This is a genomic window from Neobacillus ginsengisoli, assembly GCF_030813055.1.
This window is the reverse complement of the sequence record NZ_JAUSTW010000003.1, coordinates 501,589-521,293: the sequence shown is the minus strand read 5'-3', so window position 1 is coordinate 521,293 and position 19,705 is coordinate 501,589. Positions and strand designations below refer to the sequence as shown.

Annotated in this window: 15 protein-coding genes and 2 pseudogenes; 16 read left to right on the top strand and 1 reads right to left on the bottom strand. The window is 36.0% G+C overall.

Features of this window, described 5'->3' with window-relative positions; translation table 11 throughout:
* The first annotated feature begins 164 nt into the window (after nucleotides 1–164).
* The 12 genes and pseudogenes from J2S10_RS11585 (at nucleotide 165) to J2S10_RS11525 (ending at nucleotide 14,894) form a co-directional block, all read left to right on the top strand.
* On the top strand, nucleotides 165–788 hold the full coding sequence (locus tag J2S10_RS11585; protein WP_307407801.1) for a TerC family protein: 624 nt from the start codon (nucleotides 165–167) through the stop codon (nucleotides 786–788).
* 254 nt (nucleotides 789–1,042) lie between these two features.
* Nucleotides 1,043–2,281 (top strand): ATP-binding protein, encoded by a 1,239-nt coding sequence (locus tag J2S10_RS11580; protein WP_307407799.1) that lies wholly within the window; start codon nucleotides 1,043–1,045, stop codon nucleotides 2,279–2,281.
* A gap of 397 nt (nucleotides 2,282–2,678) precedes the next feature.
* Entirely contained in the window at nucleotides 2,679–4,694 is a 2,016-nt protein-coding gene (locus J2S10_RS11575) for a glycoside hydrolase family 3 protein (protein ID WP_307407797.1), read from the top strand.
* Nucleotides 4,695–4,704: 10 nt separating this feature from the next.
* Nucleotides 4,705–4,920, top strand: coding sequence for an IclR family transcriptional regulator domain-containing protein (locus J2S10_RS11570; protein WP_307407795.1), 216 nt, complete (start codon nucleotides 4,705–4,707; stop codon nucleotides 4,918–4,920).
* 744 nt (nucleotides 4,921–5,664) lie between these two features.
* A complete protein-coding gene (locus J2S10_RS11565; protein WP_307407793.1) occupies nucleotides 5,665–6,336 on the top strand; it encodes a GntR family transcriptional regulator in 672 nt (223 codons plus the stop codon).
* Between the two features lie 287 nt (nucleotides 6,337–6,623).
* The gene (allB, locus tag J2S10_RS11560; RefSeq protein ID WP_307407791.1) at nucleotides 6,624–8,012 is read left to right on the top strand and encodes an allantoinase AllB; all 1,389 of its coding nucleotides are present in this window, start codon (nucleotides 6,624–6,626) and stop codon (nucleotides 8,010–8,012) included.
* Nucleotides 8,013–8,130: 118 nt separating this feature from the next.
* On the top strand, nucleotides 8,131–9,561 hold the full coding sequence (locus J2S10_RS11555; RefSeq protein WP_307407789.1) for an NCS1 family transporter: 1,431 nt from the start codon (nucleotides 8,131–8,133) through the stop codon (nucleotides 9,559–9,561).
* Nucleotides 9,562–10,409: 848 nt separating this feature from the next.
* Nucleotides 10,410–11,078 (top strand): GntR family transcriptional regulator, encoded by a 669-nt coding sequence (locus J2S10_RS11550; protein ID WP_307407787.1) that lies wholly within the window; start codon nucleotides 10,410–10,412, stop codon nucleotides 11,076–11,078.
* Between the two features lie 185 nt (nucleotides 11,079–11,263).
* The gene (locus tag J2S10_RS11545) at nucleotides 11,264–11,524 is read left to right on the top strand and encodes a hypothetical protein (RefSeq protein ID WP_307407785.1); all 261 of its coding nucleotides are present in this window, start codon (nucleotides 11,264–11,266) and stop codon (nucleotides 11,522–11,524) included.
* A 169-nt stretch (nucleotides 11,525–11,693) separates the two neighbouring features.
* Nucleotides 11,694–13,028, top strand: a complete 1,335-nt coding sequence (locus tag J2S10_RS11540; protein WP_307407783.1) for an MFS transporter — start codon at nucleotides 11,694–11,696, stop codon at nucleotides 13,026–13,028.
* Nucleotides 13,029–13,050: 22 nt separating this feature from the next.
* Nucleotides 13,051–13,791 carry a maleate cis-trans isomerase family protein gene (locus tag J2S10_RS11535; RefSeq protein WP_307407781.1) on the top strand — a complete coding sequence of 247 codons (741 nt, stop codon included), beginning with the start codon at nucleotides 13,051–13,053 and terminating at the stop codon, nucleotides 13,789–13,791.
* 289 nt (nucleotides 13,792–14,080) lie between these two features.
* Nucleotides 14,081–14,894 (top strand): annotated as a pseudogene (locus J2S10_RS11525) (fumarylacetoacetate hydrolase family protein).
* Between the two features lie 96 nt (nucleotides 14,895–14,990).
* On the opposite strand, the pseudogene J2S10_RS11520 reads toward J2S10_RS11525, so the two are convergent.
* Nucleotides 14,991–15,110, bottom strand: a pseudogene (locus J2S10_RS11520) (IS6 family transposase); the annotation flags it as partial.
* Between the two features lie 376 nt (nucleotides 15,111–15,486).
* Between J2S10_RS11520 and J2S10_RS11515 the strand changes: the two are divergent.
* The 4 genes from J2S10_RS11515 (at nucleotide 15,487) to J2S10_RS11500 (ending at nucleotide 19,705) form a co-directional block, all read left to right on the top strand.
* Nucleotides 15,487–16,404 (top strand): class II fructose-bisphosphate aldolase, encoded by a 918-nt coding sequence (locus J2S10_RS11515; protein ID WP_307407775.1) that lies wholly within the window; start codon nucleotides 15,487–15,489, stop codon nucleotides 16,402–16,404.
* A 151-nt stretch (nucleotides 16,405–16,555) separates the two neighbouring features.
* On the top strand, nucleotides 16,556–17,086 hold the full coding sequence (gene tpx, locus J2S10_RS11510) for a thiol peroxidase (protein WP_307407773.1): 531 nt from the start codon (nucleotides 16,556–16,558) through the stop codon (nucleotides 17,084–17,086).
* Between the two features lie 663 nt (nucleotides 17,087–17,749).
* On the top strand, nucleotides 17,750–18,505 hold the full coding sequence (locus J2S10_RS11505) for an IclR family transcriptional regulator (protein ID WP_307407771.1): 756 nt from the start codon (nucleotides 17,750–17,752) through the stop codon (nucleotides 18,503–18,505).
* A gap of 375 nt (nucleotides 18,506–18,880) precedes the next feature.
* On the top strand, nucleotides 18,881–19,705 hold the full coding sequence (locus tag J2S10_RS11500; protein WP_307407768.1) for a transketolase: 825 nt from the start codon (nucleotides 18,881–18,883) through the stop codon (nucleotides 19,703–19,705).

Genomic DNA, 19,705 nt, shown 5'->3' with positions numbered 1-19,705 from the left:
TTTCTTTCATCGTGCCATAAGGAAACATAATAATGGAAAAACCCGGTTATTTCTGTTCGTGTACACTATTTTTTAGAATAATATAAGTTATGCACTATCAAGCTATTAAAAAATTTCAAGTCCATCCCCCTTAAGGGCTTTCCAAATGAGGAGATAGATTGTTCATGGGTGAGTCGGTTCTAATTGATTTATTGAAAATAATTTTTATAAACTTAATCCTTAGTGCGGACAGCGCCTTCATTATTGGGATCGCCATACGCGAACTTTCGTCAGAACAACGTAAACAAGTTTTGGGTGCTGTTATGTTTGGAATCAGTGTCATTTATATCCTGTTTTCAAGTTTAGCTACTTTCATTATTGAGATCCCTTTTATAAAATTGGCCGGTGGACTGGTATTAATTTGGATTGCAACCAATTTATTTGTTAATAATAATTATTCCGGAAATAAGACAGCGAGCGTAAAAGGTGCAATCAAGTTTATATTAACGACTAATCTAATTATCAGCCTTGATAATATTTTGGCCATTAGTGCAATAGCCCGGGGAAACTTTCTATTAATTATTTTAGGAGTAAGTATCAGTGTTTCGCTGTTGGTCTGGATAAGCTCGTTCTTTACCAACTTCATCGTGAAATTCCCAAGCCTTATCTATGGTGGAGCAGGGACCCTTATTTATGTAGCAACCTTATTGATCTTAGAAGACCTCCATTTGAACCCTCATAAAAACAGCACCATTCCCTTTCTCTGTTTAATTATCACAATTGTCATATTAATAATAAGACAACAGTGACAGGCACCGTTCGTGGACAATTTCTTTGAAGGCGGCAATTGTTCTTCAACGAGCCAAACCACCTTTATGGAGCCGGTTTTGAGGCAGTAAAAAAGGGTTTGATTGCAGTGGAAAATAAGACATAGAAAAAATCAAAGGAGACTAGAGGCGCATATCCCAGCTTCTCTAATTATTTAATCCATTAATCTATCATTTTATTCTAATTAATTTATGCTATTATATAAACAGAATATACAATTTAAGAGGGCAATGTTATGAATAAATCAGGTCAGATTATTCTGGTGTTCATTTCGATCTTATTTACCTGCTACCAAATGCTTGTGGACCATAGGCCTTTTTTTGTGATAGACTTTTTTATTTTTACCTTTATTGCTTGGCTTGTTGGATGGCAATATGATAAGTCAAGATATTATGAAAAAAAAGCCCGTGCCAGTGAATCAAGCTATAAGCAATTAATAGATTCATTACCGGAGCCTGTTTATGTCACAAGTGATCATAAGATTCTATATTCAAATAAAGCTGCAGTGGAACTGGCGGGAGTTGCCAGCATGGAAGAACTACTCGGAAAATCTATTTTTGATTTTATTGCTCCTGAGTATGAAGAACGAATGATAGAACGATATAAGCAGATAAAGAAAGCGAAATGTCCGGTAAACACAATCGAATATAAAGCAAAACGAATGGATGGAACGACGTTTTTCTTTGAAGTAACATCCATGTATATCATTTTTGGCGGAAAAGAGGCTGTGCTTTCCATTGGGAAGGATATCACGGAAAGAAAGGAAGAAACGGAACGGCTGTTGCAAAAGTCAGAAAAACTGGCGCTATTGGGCCAAATGGCAGCGGGCATTGCTCATGAAATCCGTAATCCCCTCACGTCCATAAAAGGTTTTGTTCAGCTATTCAAATCCGGTCCACCGAAGGAAGAATACATAGATATTGTGTTATCAGAGCTGGAACGGATTAATTCCATTGTGGGTGAATTTCTTGTTCTTGCCAAACCGACTGCTGTTGTTTTTGCAGAAAAAGATGTAAGGGCTTTAATAAGGGATGTCGTCACCTTAATTAATACCCAGTCTATTTTGAACAATGTCCAAATTTTTACGGAGTTTAACAGCGATTTGCCCATGGTCAGCTGCGAAGAAAATCAGTTAAAACAAGTTTTTCTAAACCTTCTTAAAAATGCAATTGAAGCCATGCCGCGAGGCGGAAATATTGATATTAAAGTGAAGTCAAAAGAAGAGGACAAAATCATTATTCAAATTAGCGATCAAGGAATCGGAATACCGAAAGATAGAATTTCGACACTGGGAGAACCATTTTATACCACAAAGGAAAAGGGCACCGGCCTTGGCCTTATGACCTGCTATAAAATTATCGAGAGCCATTACGGAGAGTTAAGGATTCACAGTAAAGAAAATGAGGGAACCACAATCGAAGTCATTCTGCCTACGATTACCCAGCCGTTATTAAAAAGGGAATTGGTGTATTGAATATTAAAACCGCCGGATTTAATCCTGCGGTTTTCTTGTGTTATAGTGCGGAAGTGTCATTAGGTAAAGCCCATGGCGGGAATCTTTACCTCTCGGAAAATGTAAATCTCCGATAATAGATAGAAGGCACATAGCTAATTTTAGGTATTGTGCCTTTTTCTTTTTTTGAAACATACATTGAAATACGTTTTAAAAATTACTCCAAACTGCATCCGTCTTTTTACCTGGAATGCTAATCTTAAATAGGAGTTATAGGGCTTATTTGGTATAAACGACTGTACCGTGGTTGACTTACCCTTTAATTATATAAATTTCCAAATTTTAGCTTACATCAACAATTTATGAAAAGGAGGACACTAAAAAAATAGAAACTAGTAATCTTTTAGGAGGAGAATAAATGAGTAAATTTTTCAAAACGCTAACGGTTTCGTTTCTGGCAGCCGGGTTAACCGTTACTCAGATTCCCGTTTTCGGTACGGCAAAAGCGAAAGCGGAATCTCCGGGTGTTAAGGATTTAGTGATTGATTTGAATGTCCCCCAAGTAACAAGGGAAGTAAAGGATTACAAAATAGTTTTACATGCCCTGCATGTCTATGATGACGGCCATTTTATGCTAGCTTCAGAGAATATTGCATGGAAGTCATCCAATAAAAATGTAGCCTCTGTTGATCAAGACGGAGAGGTTACCCTAACAGGGCATAACGGTAAAACCTTTATCTCTGTTACCGATGGCCGTTACAGTGATCGGATTTCCCTTCAATATAAAGGGAATCAAGAAGACAACGTGCTTCTGCAAAAAGAAGAAGGTGACCGCTATAATTTAATTGGCCATGCACTAAAAAATATGTCACTGGAAGAAAAAGTTGGACAAATGTTAATGCCTGATTTTCGCACGTGGAATGGGCAAAACGTAACGGAAATAAAGCCTGAGATTGAACAGCTTGTGAAGGATTATCATCTCGGCGGTGTCATTTTATTCCGTGAAAACGTGGTGACGACAGAACAAACAACGAAGCTCGTGAATTCCTATCAACAGGCAGCGGATCAATACGGACTTCTGATGGCGATTGACCAGGAAGGCGGCGTCATTACACGTCTTCAATCAGGCACAGATATGCCCGGGAACATGGCGCTTGGGGCCACTCGGTCTGAAGCGTTGACAGAAAAGGTTGGAAACACCATCGGTGAAGAACTTAAAGCCCTTGGAATCAATATGAATCTAGCTCCGGACCTGGATGTCAATATTAACCCGGATAATCCTGTCATCGGTGTTCGTTCGTTTGGCGGCGACCCTGAGTTGGTATCAAAATTGGGCAAAGCCTATATTAAGGGGCTTCAGGAAAGTGGAACGGCGGCAACCGGTAAGCATTTTCCGGGACACGGTGATACAGCGGTTGACTCTCATTTAGGGCTGCCGGAGGTGCCGTATGACCTGGACCGTCTGAAAAAAGTAGAATTATATCCTTTTCAACAGGCGATGGACGCCGGCATCGATGCGATTATGACCGCACATATTACCTTTCCAAAAATCGATGACAGCAAAGCCATTTCGAAAAAGGATGGAACTGAAATATCAATTCCCGCGACGCTTTCCTATAAGGTTTTAACCGGTTTGATGCGGGAAGATATGGGATTTAAAGGCGTTATTATTACCGATGCGATGAATATGCAGGCAATCAGCGACCATTTTGGGCCTGTAGATGCTGCCATTCGCGCTGTCAATGCCGGGGCGGATATTGTATTGATGCCTGTTGGTATAAAAGAAGTAGCTAATAGCCTTTATGATGCGGTAAAAAGTGGAGCGATCCCGGTTGATCGAATCGAAAAATCTGATGAATTAATTTTAACGTTGAAGTTAAATAGAGGGATCATCAAGCCTGAAACTGAAAAGAGCATTGATGATAAAGTGGCCAATGCCCTTAAAGTGGTTGGATCGGCTGACCATAAGGAAATTGAAAAAGAAGCTGCTGCTAAATCTATTACTCTCGTAAAAAATAATGCCGTCCTTCCGCTAAACGTAGCAGAGGGAGATAAAATTGCTGTCGTAGGGTATAGCGGTTATTATGTGGACCGCCTTTTTGCTCAAGTTCAAAAGCATCACGATAACGTTACGTTCATCGATGCATCAAAGCCGCTATCAGCTCAGCAATTAACGCAAGTGAGGGATGCCAACTATATTATTTTAGGAACCTATACATCTACCGTCTCCGGAAGGTCGCCTAGCAGCGGGCAAATGCAGCTGGCCAACCAGCTGACCTCACAAACGAATGTCCCTATCATCGCTGTAGCGATCCGAAATCCATATGACATTATGGCCTATCCAAATGTGGCTGCTTATTTAACCCAGTACGGATTTGCCAATGCCAGTTTTGAAGCGACAGCCAATACTATTTTTGGTAAAAGAGAGAAATGAGACATTTCGAATGCATTCCCATGTAAGGAAACCTGCTCCCCATGCGTTTTACAAGCGCGGAAAAGTCCTACTTACTTATTTGCAAAAAAGTGAAGTAATGGAATTTATTAAACAAAAAGGATTACCTAACCATACTGAAAATATCATTACATGTGAAGAAGAGTTATTGGAAAACCTCAATAATATCAAAAAGCAGGGATTTGGAATTGAAAGGAGAAGTAAATGAACCCGGAATCACTTGTATAGCCGATCTATTTTTAATCCCAATAGTGATGTTCCTGGTGCAGTAAGCATATTAGCTACCTCTATGAGGATGGAGTGAAGAAAGAATTTTAAAAAATAAACTTATGGAAGTAAACATGAAGATCTCTGAGCGGCTCAGATATAAGAATAATTAAACATTTTATAAAAAAATCCAATTATTAAGGCATAATGTAAAAGTTATGTCTTTTTTATATACATCTTGGTCTATCTTCTATGAAGTAAATTTAATTGTTGGAAAATTTAAAAATATATATTGATGTTAAATATTTAAGATGATAATCTTTGATTAAGAGAAACATAGTTGTTTGTTAAGCAACTACATGGATTGTATCTAACTTTTTTCTATGCAGTATTAAGTTCAAACATAATTTTCAACAGACGACAAGATTAGAGAGAAATATGGATTCTATTTGTCGATTTCACCATGCGAAGTTTGAATTTTAATGATAAATTTGAGGTTATTTTTATTTGATTTAAGCTTATGATAAAATCTATCATTTTTTTACCGAAATAGTATTTTTATTTTTCAGAAAATAGTTGCAAATTCAAAAAATATATTGTACGCTATTTCATATAAGGATTGTATACAATCAAGTATTTAAAAAAGAATACAACCTTTGGTTGTATTTTTGATTTTTTTTCTTAACTATTTTATACAATTTTAAGGCCAACATCGTGCTCTATAAGATGGAGAAGGGAAATTCTGATGAATTCGAAAGAAATAGAAATTTACAAGAAGTTAAAACAGGCGATCATTCATCAAAAACTTCTGCCCAATATTCAATTGGTGGAAAAAGAGATTGCAGAATCATTTGGGGTGAGTCGAACTCCAGTACGTAACGTACTTCGCAGATTGTCCTATGAACGGTTAGTAAAAATAATTGAAAATAAAGGGGCATTTGTCTCGTGTTCATCAATAGAAGAAGCAAAAGAAGTATTTGAAATGAGACGAATCCTTGAAGCTCAGGCAGTTCGAAAAGCTTGTCGTTTATCAACAGAAGAGCAGCTAAGTGAACTTGAGAAGATAGTTAAAGAGGAACTAAATATATACCAACATGTCGACTATATTGAAGCTATACAAATGTCGGGAGAATTCCATTTAAAAATAGCTGAAATGGCAGGAAATTCTTATTTTTATCAATACCTAGAAGACTTAATTTCCCTAACATATGTTATTATTTCAATTTATGGAAGGGGCCAGGAAGAAAAATGTTCCTGCCGCAATCACCTTCATATCTTCCATGCTATTAAGCAAAGAGATGAAGATCTAGCTGAAAAATTATCCGTTGAACATTTAAGAGAAATAGAAGATAACCTTCATTTTAGTGAGAAGATTCAGATTCCCACATCCTTGTCAGAAATCCTTCTCCAATTGTAATTTATGCTACGATTTGTAACCGCTTTCTAGTTTAGTCTTAATCAGCTTCCCATAATATATCGAGTTTTACTTTCTAAACTATTATTTCTTCTCCTTCTAACCCTACATATGTAACTCCCTGAGAGGGAGAAGAATTTCAGTAACTAACCTTGTAGGAGGTGATACTAAAAAAAGCGTTCATTATAAAATTGTCTCCTTTTTTTTACCTTTAATCAGAAACGCTGTTGTTTATAGGGCAACGAAAACGTTATTTGCAACTAAACAAAATTATTTAGGGAGGAATTTGCATGAAATATGATTTTATTATTAAAGGTGGAAAAGTGGTTTTCAGGGATGAGGTGAAAAATGTAGATATTGCCGTAAAAGACGGAAAAATCTCTGCCATTGCTGAAACAATCGATAGCGAAGCTGCCCAAATTGTCGATGCTCAAGGGCAATATGTTATGCCAGGTATGATTGACACGCATGTCCATATTTGTGAACCAGGCCGGACCGAATGGGAAGGATTTGTTACAGGTACTAAAGCATTAGCTGCAGGAGGCACCACAAGCTATGTTGATATGCCTTTAAACGCACTTCCTGCAACAGTTGACCGTGAATCGCTTCAATTAAAGCTAGATACAGCTAAAGGAAAAAACTATGTGGATTATGCATTATACGGCGGGCTTGTACCAGGCAATCTTGATAAATTGAAAGAACTTTCTGATGAAGGTGTAGTAGCTTATAAGTGTTTTATGGCAACATGCGGTTCAGATCTACCAGATGATTTCAGAAACGTCGATGATTACACATTATATACAGGTATGAAGAAATTAGCTGAGCTCGGGTCTGTTTTGTCCATCCATGCAGAAAATGCCGAGATTACAGATCGGATGGCACAGGAAATGGTGAAACATGGAAAGACTACCGCAACAGATTATGTGGCTTCACGACCGGTAGTTACGGAAGTGGATGCCGTAAAACGAGCATTATTTTTAGCAAAAGAAACCGGGTGTAAATTGCATTTTGTACACATAAGTACAGCGGAAGCAGTTGAGGAAATCATAAAAGCGAGAAACGATGGGCAAGATGTCACTCTTGAATCCTGTCCGCATTATTTCACCATTACAACAGCTGAATTTGAGGAAATTGGTCCAGTCGCCAAATGTTCACCACCATTGCGTGATGAAGCAGCTCAAGAAAAGCTTTGGAATAAATTGATTGAGGGCAAAATTGATATGTTAACTTCTGACCATTCGCCATGTCCACCTGAAATGAAATATAGTGAAACCAATAATATTTTTGAAGTATGGGGTGGTATAACGGGCTGCCAAAACAATGTCGACCTAATGTTTGATGAAGCTGTAATTAAGCGCAATGTTCCAGTGACTGATTTTGTTCGAATGATTGCTTATAACCCTGCGAAGCGCTTCAATTTGCCAACTAAAGGGGAAATTGCTGTATCAAAGGATGCTGATATCATCCTTGTAGATCCAAACCAATCATATGTAGTCCAAAAAGAGGATCTATATTACCGTCATCAACATAGCCCATACATCGGCAGAAAAATCAATTGCCGTGTAACCAAAACATTTGTCCGGGGAAATCTGGTATTTGATGTAAATGAAGGCATTGTAGGCGAGCCTGTAGGACAATTGGTTAACTACAATAAAAAAGCTGAACTTATTACGCCATAAACTCTAAAAGATGGAAAAATTGTAACAAAGCCTATTTGCAAACATCTAAGACCTAACTTGTTAACCAACGCATTATCAAAAATAGTGCAAACAATGAAAAAAGGGAGTTGGGTGTACAATGTCTACCAATTTAGAAACGAATGTTATTCAAGAGATACAGATTCAATATGCTGCGGGTATGGATGAATCACTAAAACCGAAATCCGAAAAGGATAGAACGGTTAGTCCGTTAACCTATATTTTTATGTGGATGGGTGACGGCGTTAATTTAGGTAATATGACGCTTGGGGCTAGTTTGTTTGTAGCGGGAATCGCCACGCTAAACATCTATCAAACAATTGTGGCTGCTTTCATATCAATAGCTATCACTTCTTCTATTTTTGCTTTAAATGACAGGCTCGGTTATAGAACGGGAATACCATATGTTGTTCAGCTGAGAATGTCCTTTGGGGAGAAAGGCGCCATCATATCATCCCTTTTGCGCGGGATCCCTGCCATCATCTGGTACGGTTTTCAAAGCTGGATTGGCGGTACTGCCTTAAATGAAATTGCGAAGATTATTACGGGTGGCTCCTTTGATAATGTTGCCATTTGTTTTGTAGTGATTCAACTAATACAAATTGGGATTTCGATGTACGGCTTTCATGCCATTAAATGGGTGGAAACGCTTGTATCTGTTGTGATTATCGGAGCACTTATTTATGTATTTACCATTCTTCTAAAAGACCATAGCAATGTTATTGCAGAAAAATGGGTACATACAAAAGGCTCATGGGGCTTGCCGTTCTTTGGATTCATCATGGTGTTTATGGGAAATTATGCAGCTATCTTTTTAAGTGCAGCTGACTATTCAAGAGAGTTAAAATCTGGTATTAGCGACAAAAAACGCGGGTTTTTATACTTTTCGCCTATTATAGTAGTGTACGGCGTGACACTTGCCATCGGCGCCATGCTTGCCTCCGCAACTGGCATCACTAATCCTGTAAAGGCATTTGCCATAGTGGTAGATAATTCTTATATTACATTCTTTGTATCCATATTTATTGTTCTCGGTGCAGTTGCTGTTAACATGGTTGCCAATATTATTCCGCCGACTTATGTTATTCAATTGCTTACAAAAATGAAATTTAAACCTGCCGTTACAATTACTGGGGTGCTTGCAATAGGATCATTCCCTTGGGTGCTTGTACAGGATTCTTCGGCAAAGGGTCTTGGTATGTTCATTCTTAGCTATTCCGCATTTTTAGGCCCGATTGTTTCAATTTTATTAATCGAATATTATATCTTTAGAAAGCAAAAAGTAAATATTGCAGATTTGTACAAGGAAGACGGTCCATTCTCAGGATTTAATCCAGCTGCAGTGCTTGCCATGCTGATCGGTGCTGGCGCAGCCTTCCTAAAAGTGGAACTTGCATGGATTATTGGTCTTGTTGTGGCTGGTATTGCATATATTCTTCTGACGAAGTTTGCATTTAAGGATTCAAAATTCAAAAAGGGAACGATATTTGAAAAATCTAAATCTGATGATGTATTCAAATCTATAAGTTAGAGTGATTATATACGGGAGTTAACCAAATCTATCAAAGCTTCTATGACATCAGCTCTGTACAGGTTTAGGCTCTTTTTTGTAACTTTTTTTTGAGTGAAAGTAAAGTCATATATACCCGATTTTATATAAAACTTTTTTGGACAAGCCTTCTAGCAGAAATTAAAAATGTAAGCGTTTTTCTATGTTAAATAGTGGGGTGGATGGCATGTGTGGCCGTCATCGTATTTGGAGTAGGTGTGTCCAATACTAGGGACAGATGTTGAAATGCCTTTATGAGGATAGACTGTTCATAACCTGTTAATCAAATAGAAATTGACAGATTTATAAAAAATGGTCATTAAAACGAATAAATAGGATGTTCTGGATAGTCTTAAAAGGCTATCCAGTTTTTTGTATGCATGAAAAAAGCTCACTAGGATTACGGCTTAAAGAAAGTGTAGTAACCACGAGGTAATTTATTTAGGGTATATCAGCTACTTCAATGAGGATGAGTGAGAATAGAAGTAATTCATTAAAAGATAAGCTAATGGAAGTGGGAATGAAGATCTCTGAGCGACTTGGTTATAAGAATTAATAGATATATTATCGAAAGGTTATTAAGGCAAAATTTAAAAGTTATGTATTTTTTTATGAAAATTTTGAACATTTTTGGACAATATAATTTAATTGGTAGTAAATTATGAGAAAATTTAAAAATATATATTGAAATTGATTATTTATGATGTTATCCTTTTATCAAGAGAAAAGAAACATGGTTGTTTATAACGCAACAAAAAAGTGTATCTGACTTTTTTGAAATAAGTACATCTAGAGCAAAGTGTCGACAGACGACAGGAATGGAGAGAAAAATGAATACTTTTTCTATCGAAAAACCAGTTAGATATTATGACCAGGTATATAATTCTATAAGAGAAATGATTGTACAAGGAGTATTAAAACCTGGTGATAGTATTTTTGAAGCTAAAATTGCAAGAGAATTAAATATCAGCCGCAGCCCTGTTAGAGAAGCAGTACGTGCATTAGAAAAAGAAGGGTTATTAGTGATTGATGAAAAATCGAGAATAACAGTTTACAAACCAACATTGAAGGATTTTGAAGATATATACGAGTGTCGGATTGCCTTAGAGTCATTAGCTGCAAGATTAACAACCAGGCTAGCTTCAGGTCAGGAGATAAATGAAATAGAAAATACAGTAATTAATTCAAAACAATATCTAGAAATTGAAAGTGAGCAAAATCGAAAAGCGTTAATTATTGAGAATGGTCTTTTTCATGACCTAATCACCAAATATAGTCAAAATAGAAGACTTAAGAAACAACTTAGAGACTTAAACTCTTTAAGCCATTATTACAGAGTCTTAAACTTTCAAGGTGAGAACAGAGAATGGAATGTTTATCATGAACATCAAGAAATTATCACTCAAATGAAGCGAAGAGATGAGGAAAAGGCTGCATTAATGATGAAAAAACATATTGAAAACGACTTAAGGCATTTAAGAGAAATTTTTGCTAATTAACAGAAAGGAGTTTATTTACTGATAATAATGTCACGGTTTCTAGGAGGTGAAACAAAATAAACTGTCGACAGACCACATGATGAATTTGGAGATATATTTATTTATAGGGGAGGACAAGAAGTTGAAAAACTATTATTCAAAATGGAACTATTGTTACTGCGACTGATATTTTTAAGGCAGATGTAATGATAGATGGAGGTGTTATAACCGGCATATCAGAAAGATTTATCCCTGAAAAAGATTCAAAAGTCATTGATGCAAATAGTCAATACATTTTTCCAGGGGGAATAGATGTACATACTCACCTCGCTTGGCCATTCCAAAGTACTGGAACTGCTGATGATTTTGTAAGCGGTACCATAGCAGCGGCAGCAGGTGGAATTACAAGCATAATAAACTTTACGATATGTGGATTGCAAACAAGGAAGGGGAAAATATTTATTTAGAAAGAAAGTTTTTAATACAAAGGTACATGTTAATTGCTAGCTTTATAGAGATTTTTTTATGTATCAGGTCAGTAATCTTATTTTTATATCAAGGGGGGTGATAAGCCGAAATAATACGTTATTATTCCTTTAAAAGTGTATTTTAAGCAGTAAAAAAAGGGGGATTTATATGCAAAATGGTGCTGACCTGAAAGTATCTCAAGGAGCGAGAGTCGATCTCTCTGCGAAACCAACAAATGTTCGTTGGCGTGTGTTTATTATGCTTCTTCTACTTGTAACTATTAACTATGTCGATCGTGCCGTTCTATCAATCGCAATGCCGCAAATTCAAAAAGATTTATCCTTAGACCCTGCTATTGTAGGTTTAATACTAAGTTCCTTTTTTTGGGGATATGCACTTATGCAGGTCCCATCAGGATGGCTGTCTGATAAATATCGACCGGAAAAAGTTGTGTTTGGAGCTGCACTAGGATGGGGAATTGTCCAAGCAATGACTGGTTTTATTTCTGGTGCAAAATCACTAATGTTTCTTCGTGTTTTACTCGGACTAACTGAAGCTCCTGTTATGCCAGGAAGCTCAAAGCTACAGGCGATTTGGTTAAGTTCAAAAGAACGAGGCCGCGGGGCAACAATTATTGATAGCGGTGCACCACTCGGTACTGCTGTTGGAGGACCAATCATTATTACGTTTATGGCCTGGTTCGGAGGATGGCGAGGTGCATTAATTGGTGCTGGTGTACTAACAATTGTAGTTGCTTTTCTAGTTTGGAGAATCATCAAGGGAGGACCTAATGGAAATCCAAAGGTCAATGAGGCAGAAAGGGAATATATTCGAAAAGCTATTGCAGAGGAATACGAAGAACACAAACGTAATGCTACAGGGTTAAAAATAGGTGCAAAAGATTACTTAAAGGCACGAAATTTCTGGTGCATGTGTCTTGGATGGTTTTCATTTAACACTGTATTTTACGGATTAATGACATGGGGGCCATCCTATCTAGCAAAAACACAAAATTTAAATATTTCTGCTATTGGCGGATCAATTTTAATTATTTTTGGTTCTGGATTTGTAGGAGAAATTATTGGCGGATTGATAACAGATAAGTGGCGTGAAAAGGGTGGTGATTTTAATACTGTAATGAGGACAATGTTGTCAATTGCAGGAGTCATGACTGCAATTTCAATTTTCTTGTTAAGTAAGTCTACTTCCGTGACTATGGCAATTACTACTCTTTCATTTGCGTTGTTTTTTCTTCGTTGGGGCGGCTTATATTGGAGTGTTCCTTCTGCAATTTCACAGCGAGAGCATGTTGGTACCATCGGAGGTTGTATGAACTTGGCTGGAAATATAGCTGGCGTAGTAACCCCTATATATATCGGTGTTATCGTATCAGTAACAGGTTCATATTTCTTAGCTTTAATGGTGTTTGTTGCAGCGGGTCTTCTATTAGCAACTGTATCAAGTATAATTAATTACAATAAAAAAATTGGCAGCGTAAATTAAACAATCCATAGGAGGGATTATTATGAAAGAACCTAAAAAAATTGGAATGCTTACACCTTCATCGAATACAACTTTAGAGCCTATCTGCTCAAAAATGTTATACAATGTTCCAGAAGTGACCTGCCATTATGGGCGTTTTGAGGTTACTAAAATCTCATTGGAACAGGAAGCTTTAAGTCAATTTGATTTCGAGCCGATGTTAAAAGCTGCAGAATTGTTAGCGCATGCAGAAGTAGATGTGATTGCATGGAATGGGACATCAGGTGGGTGGCTTGGTTTCGATGTGGACCAACAGCTTTGTGATGCAATAACAAAAAGAACAGGTATTCCGGCTACTACTTCAATGTTGTCACAGGTAAGAGCGTTTAAAGAGCATAATATTAAATCTGTACACCTTGTCACACCATATATTCCAGAAATCAACCAACTGATTGCGGAACAATACAGAAAGCATTGCAATGTTGAAACGATAAATATTCAAGGACTTGGTCAAACAGTAAATCGTTCATTCAGCCAAGTATCTCAAGATAGAATTGAAGAACAGATCAAAGCAGTAGCGGTTTCACCTGCAGAAGCATTAAGTGTGGTTTGTACCAACTTCCCTGCAGTGGACAAAGTAAAATATTATGAAGAAAAATATAATTTGCCAATGTATGACACCATCAATGTCCTCATGTGGGAATGCTTAATAATGGTAGATTTAGATCCAAGCGTTATTAAAGGATGGGGTAAAGTATTTTCAAGGGTAAAGGTAAATAACTAATAAGAAACAATTGATTAGAAGAGCATTCAGCCTGTAGGGGGTTGCAATGCTCTCTTCATTTACATTGTCGTATAATATCTAGAGTAACTGCATGGTTGATTTGCGTCTTCTCTGACGACTCCATACATTTTACGGAACAGAAGATTGGCTGTTCCAACCCTTTATGTATGCAATTTTCAAGGTGCAGATGCCTTTTTTATTATATCATGAATGTAATTTTTTTGAAATTCCTGTTTTTAAGCTCTTTTAATAAGGAACCTGCCGCAAGTAATAATAGGGGGAAAAGAAAATGATTTCTGTTGGGTTTTATAAAAATAATCGATTAAGATTAGGAGTAAAAACAAATAAGGGGATATTAGATGTAGAAGCTGCTTCTATTAAATTCCCTTACATAAAAAATGTCCCAAAATCGGTAAATGAACTGATATCACTAGGCGAACAAGCAAAACAGGGGTTGATGAAATTAAATTGGCTTGAACTATAAAAAACATGCAGTTGAGTGTAATATGCCTTTTCCACCAGCCCCGATTTTATTTAGCAAATTTAATAATTCGATTACAGCACATGGAAAAGAAATAACGTTGCCGAGTGTTTCTTCTCAAGTAGATTATGAGGCAGAATTAGCTATTGTTATTGGTAAAGAGGCAAAAAATGTGAAAAAGGAAGAAGCACTTTCTGTTGTATACGGTTATTGTGTTGCAAATGATGTTTCAGCACGAGATTTACAATCAAAAAGTGCTCAGTGGCTCTTAGGAAAAACTTGTGATGGTTTCTGTCCTATCGGTCCGTACCTAGTTAGCAAAGATGAAATTGAAAATCCGAATAACTTAAATATTGTTTCTTATGTAAATGGGGAAATTCGTCAAGATTCAAATACAGCTGATATGATTTTTAATTGTGAAGAACTTATCAGTTATATATCAGAACATTTTACACTCCAACCAGGTGATATCATTTTGACTGGAACTCCAGAGGGAGTTATATTAGGTCTTCCTGAAGAACGCAGGGTCTGGTTAAAGGAGTGTGATGAGGTGTCTGTTAAAATTGACAAATTGGGCAATCTAATTAATACCTTTAAATCGGAAGAAAAACATAATCAGTAAATGTGGTTTTTGTAGACCATAATAATAATGAAAGTAATTGTTTAACGGAAAAATTAGAAAATTTTCAAAAAACATCTTGAAACAGTTTTAAAAGTTCTGGTCCATCATTTCCACTAAATCAAGAAAGCTCAAGTTATACCGTATGTACCATCTTACTGTTTGTAAAATAATATCATGCTGTTAGTGCTTCCACTTGAATAAACTTTTCGTTTCCATACCGATCACACACCATTTTTTAGAGTAATAGTATCATTAAGTCAAAGTTTTAGAGATTAATTTCAATTATCTTTAAGTTTTTGCACCAGAACCTATATGGACTGCGCAAAGAAACAATTGGTTATTTGTAAGTGCTGAATCTAATATTTTTTTCGTATTTCTATGAAAACCTATTAGGTTGGTATTATTTTTCAGTTATGGGAAAGAAAGAGTAAAAATTGTTGTAATATTTTTGCAAAATGATTAAAATATAATAGGAACGATGTTGCTTATTAAGTAACAAAATAAGTGCGAAAGAAATAAATAAATCAAACGTTATAAATAGAGTTTAAATTTACAATTATTGTATCTAAAATAGAAAGGTGGTGAAAAAATAATGGAAATAAATGTAAAAGAAAATAATGTTATTCAATTAACTAAAGTACTTTCAGTAGCTACGCAAAATCAATTTGCTGTCGGTTCATTTACTCCTAGAGCTACAAAGATGATAGCTCCTATACTTAGAGCGGCTCAAGAAAAGAATTCTGCAGTTATTGTTCAAACTTCTGAGAGGGAGAAAGAACGATATGGAATTAATTTAGCGGAATTTAGCCGTGAGTTTTATCGTGTAATCCAAGAGGAGCATATTACGATCCCCGCTGTGTTACATTTAGATCATACGAAGGATTTCAATGTAATTGCTGAAGCAATTGAAGTTGGTTTTACATCTGTAATGATTGATGCATCTGAGCATCCATTTAAGAAAAATATCGAGATAACAAAAAAGGTTGTTGAGTATGCACATTCAAAAGGCGTATCAGTTGAAGCTGAATTAGGCAAGATTGGGACAACTGACTTTATTGAAACAGACGTTGATGAAGAGCTATTTACAGACCCTGAAGATGCAAAACGGTTTGTTGACGAGACAGGTGTTGATGCATTAGCAGTTTCTATCGGTACTTCACATGGGCTCTATCTTGTAAAAGAACCAAAAATTGATATTGAACGTTTAGTAGAAATTCGTTCGTTAACATCTGTACCTTTAGTATTACATGGCGGTTCATGCACTCCATCAGAGATGATTAAGAATGCAATTCAAATTCCTAACGGTGGAATTAGTAAAGTGAATATTGCAACAGATTTAGAACATACGATGATAAAAACACTTAATAGAGAAAATTATGTTACAGAAAAAGAGTGGTCTGAACTACCAACTGAAACATTAACTTTAGTCCAAAACGCAGTTCAGAACGTTGTAAAAGAAAAAATTGAAAACTTTTTAATTAGTAGCGATAGCGCTTCTTACTATGTTTAAGAAGTAACATTGCATGAACATTCAACTTTAATCCTTATTTTGTACAGACATAAAAAAGTCCATTAAGCACTAAATAGATGGCTAAAGTACTTATCGTTGAAGTTAATATTATTTTTAGAAGAATTGCTAAGAAATTAGGAGGAAAGCTAATATGACTCAAGAAAGATCTGGCGTGGTAACCTTAGCGGGTAACCCAGTTACGTTGATTGGAAGCGAAATTCATGTTGGTGATAATGCACCAAATTTTGAAGTTTTAGCAAACGATCTCTCAAAAGTTACACTTGAAGATTCAAAAGGGAAAGTCCGCCTTATTACATGTGTACCCTCTCTTGATACAGGAGTATGTGACGCACAAACACGGAAATTTAACGAAGCAGCTAGCAATCTAGGAAATGATGTAGAAGTGTTAACAATTAGTGTAGATCTTCCATTTACACAAAACAGATGGTGCGGAGCAGCAGGAATAGAACGAGTTCGAACCCTTTCAGATCATTTTAAGATGTCATTTGGAACAGCTTATGGCACATATATAAAGGAACATCGTTTAGAATGCCGTGCAGTATTCGTTGTAGACGAAAAAGATGTTGTGCAGTATGTTGAATACGTTTCGGAAATTACGGAACATCCTAACTATGAAGCAGCTTTAGAAGCAGTTAAGTCAATGATAAAAGTTAAAAAGTGATATAAGTAAGCAATACACACTAGGTTGAAAGGCGCATATTGCTTTTCATTTAATCCAATGAAAAAAGTTTATTGCATTAAAAACTCTTATTTCTCAATTTATTCTAGTTTCAATCTCAAAATGGAAAAGGCTGTCTCACAACGGGTCAGCCTCTTTCTTCTATAAGGTTTAATTAATGTCAGCGTCATAGGAAGCTTTAATGCTTCCTTTATTTCTTAAGTTAAATATTTCTGCAGACTTTATTGCACACATCTATGAGAAAATCATTTACAGAACCCCCCGTTTTTTAACAGCCTCGTCAAACATTAAATCAACATTATATTGGCAACCACTATTCTCTCCCCACATCTCAAACATTTTTATCATTCTCCTTGATTCAAATAAAATGTACACCGTTCAGCCAGAAGATTTATATTACCGTCATCAACATAGCTCTTATGTTGGAGGAAATATTAACTGTCGAGTGACGAAAACATTTGTACTTGGGTGCGGTAATTTGATAAAACATTATTGCTTCCTACGCAACATTTTTTCTGATAAAATGAAGAAAATTAAAAAGATTACAGTGATGTCATTTTAGTATAAATAAGGTCGTTATTGCTCTTGTGGTAAGTTAAAGAAACAGGATCAGTAATTTAGGCTTTAATCGGAGGTTTAATATAAATGGTTAAGTCAGTAGATAGGGCATTAACAATTATTTCATTAGTAAGCAAGCGTAAAGAAGGGATGGGTGTTACTGAGCTGGCCTCCAATCTAGATTTAAATAAAAGCTCTATATTCAGATTATTAAGTACTCTTGTAGAACATGGATTCATCGAACAAAATCCTGAAACTAAAAAATATAGATTAGGCTATAAATATTTAGAATTAAGTTCAATGCTACTTGAATCTATTGACTTGAGAACTCAAGCTAAACCTTTTTTGGAAGAGTTAGAATCACATATTAATGAAGTGATCCACTTGACCGTATATGATCAAGGAGAGGTAATCTATATTGAAAAACTTGAAGGAAGTGAAACCCTTAGAACACATTCACAAGTAGGAAGAAGGGCCCCGATACATTGTACGGCAGTTGGGAAGGTCATCTTAGCACATCTGCCGCTAAATGAGATTGTAGATATAATTGACAAGTATGGTTTACCAAAACATACTGAACAAACGATTACAGATAAAGACTCTTTTTTTAAAGAATTGGGAAAAATAAGGAACGAAGGCATTGGTACAGAAGTAGAAGAAAATGAACCTGGAATCACTTGTATTGCAGCACCAATTTTTGATAATCGGAAGAAAATTACTGCTGCTGTTAGTATTTCAGGACCAAGCATCCGAATGACTGAAGAAAGATTAGCTGAAATTAAACCAATTATCATGGATATAGGTAAAAAGATTTCCAAGCGGCTTGGTTACACAGACAATTGATTGATGTGAAATAAGAATTGGTATAAGACCAGTTCTTTTTTTGTGCAGAAAATTATTGATTGGGAGTTATCTTAGAAGGTAAAGATTTATCTTCCACAAAAACAACTAATTTCGATCATTAAAAAATTCGAGCTTTTTCTATACTTTCGCGGTCTTAAAAACTCGTGAGACTCTTTTTAATAAGGCGTTCTGATCTTTTGTTCTCCGACAAATTTTAATAAAAAATATTTAATATCAAACACTTGAAATATTCAAAAAACGATGATAATATCAAATTAAGAAACACGGTTAGTTAATAAGCAACGACATGCTTTATTTTTTTACTTATAAAATGAAACATCGTTGCTTATTAGGAAACGAAAAGGAGGAATAATAATGGTTTTTTCTAAAGAGAAAAGCGAATTTTATAATGATCTAACCAAAACAATTCGCCGGCACATAGTTAAAATGACAAATCATGCCGGAAGTGGGCATCCCGGTGGTTCTTTATCTGCTACTGAACTATTGTCAGTACTATTTTTTGAACATATGAATGTAGATCCTAACAATCCAGATTGGCAAGACCGTGATTGTTTCTTCCTATCAAAAGGACATTGTACACCTGTGTTTTACTCAGTATTAGCTGAAAAAGGATTCTTCCCTGTTGAAGAGTTAATGACATTCAGGGATGTAGACGGTAGATTACATGGACATCCATGTGGAGAGCATATCCCAGGTGTAGACATATCTTCAGGATCACTTGGTCAAGGATTATCAGTTGCTAATGGTGTTGGATTAACTGCAAAACTAGATGGTAGCAATAGAAGATCATATTGCATGATCGGTGATGGAGAATTACAAGAAGGTCAAATATGGGAAGCAGCGATGACAAGTGCACATTACAATCTTGATAACGTTTGTGCAATTATCGACTGGAACAAAATCCAACTTGATGATTTCGTTGAAAATGTAAAAGGTGTTAAAAATCTTGGAGATAAATTTAGAGCTTTCGGTTGGCACGTTGTTGAAATCGATGGCCATGATATCAATGCAGTAAACGAAGCGTTTAAAGAAGCTAAACGTACAAAGGGTAAACCTACTGCAATTCTAGCTCATACCGTTAAAGGTAAGGGAGTTTCATTTATGGAAGATACACATGATTGGCATGGAATGGCTCCAAATGATGAGCAATTAGAAATCGCTTTAAAGGAGTTGGCTTAA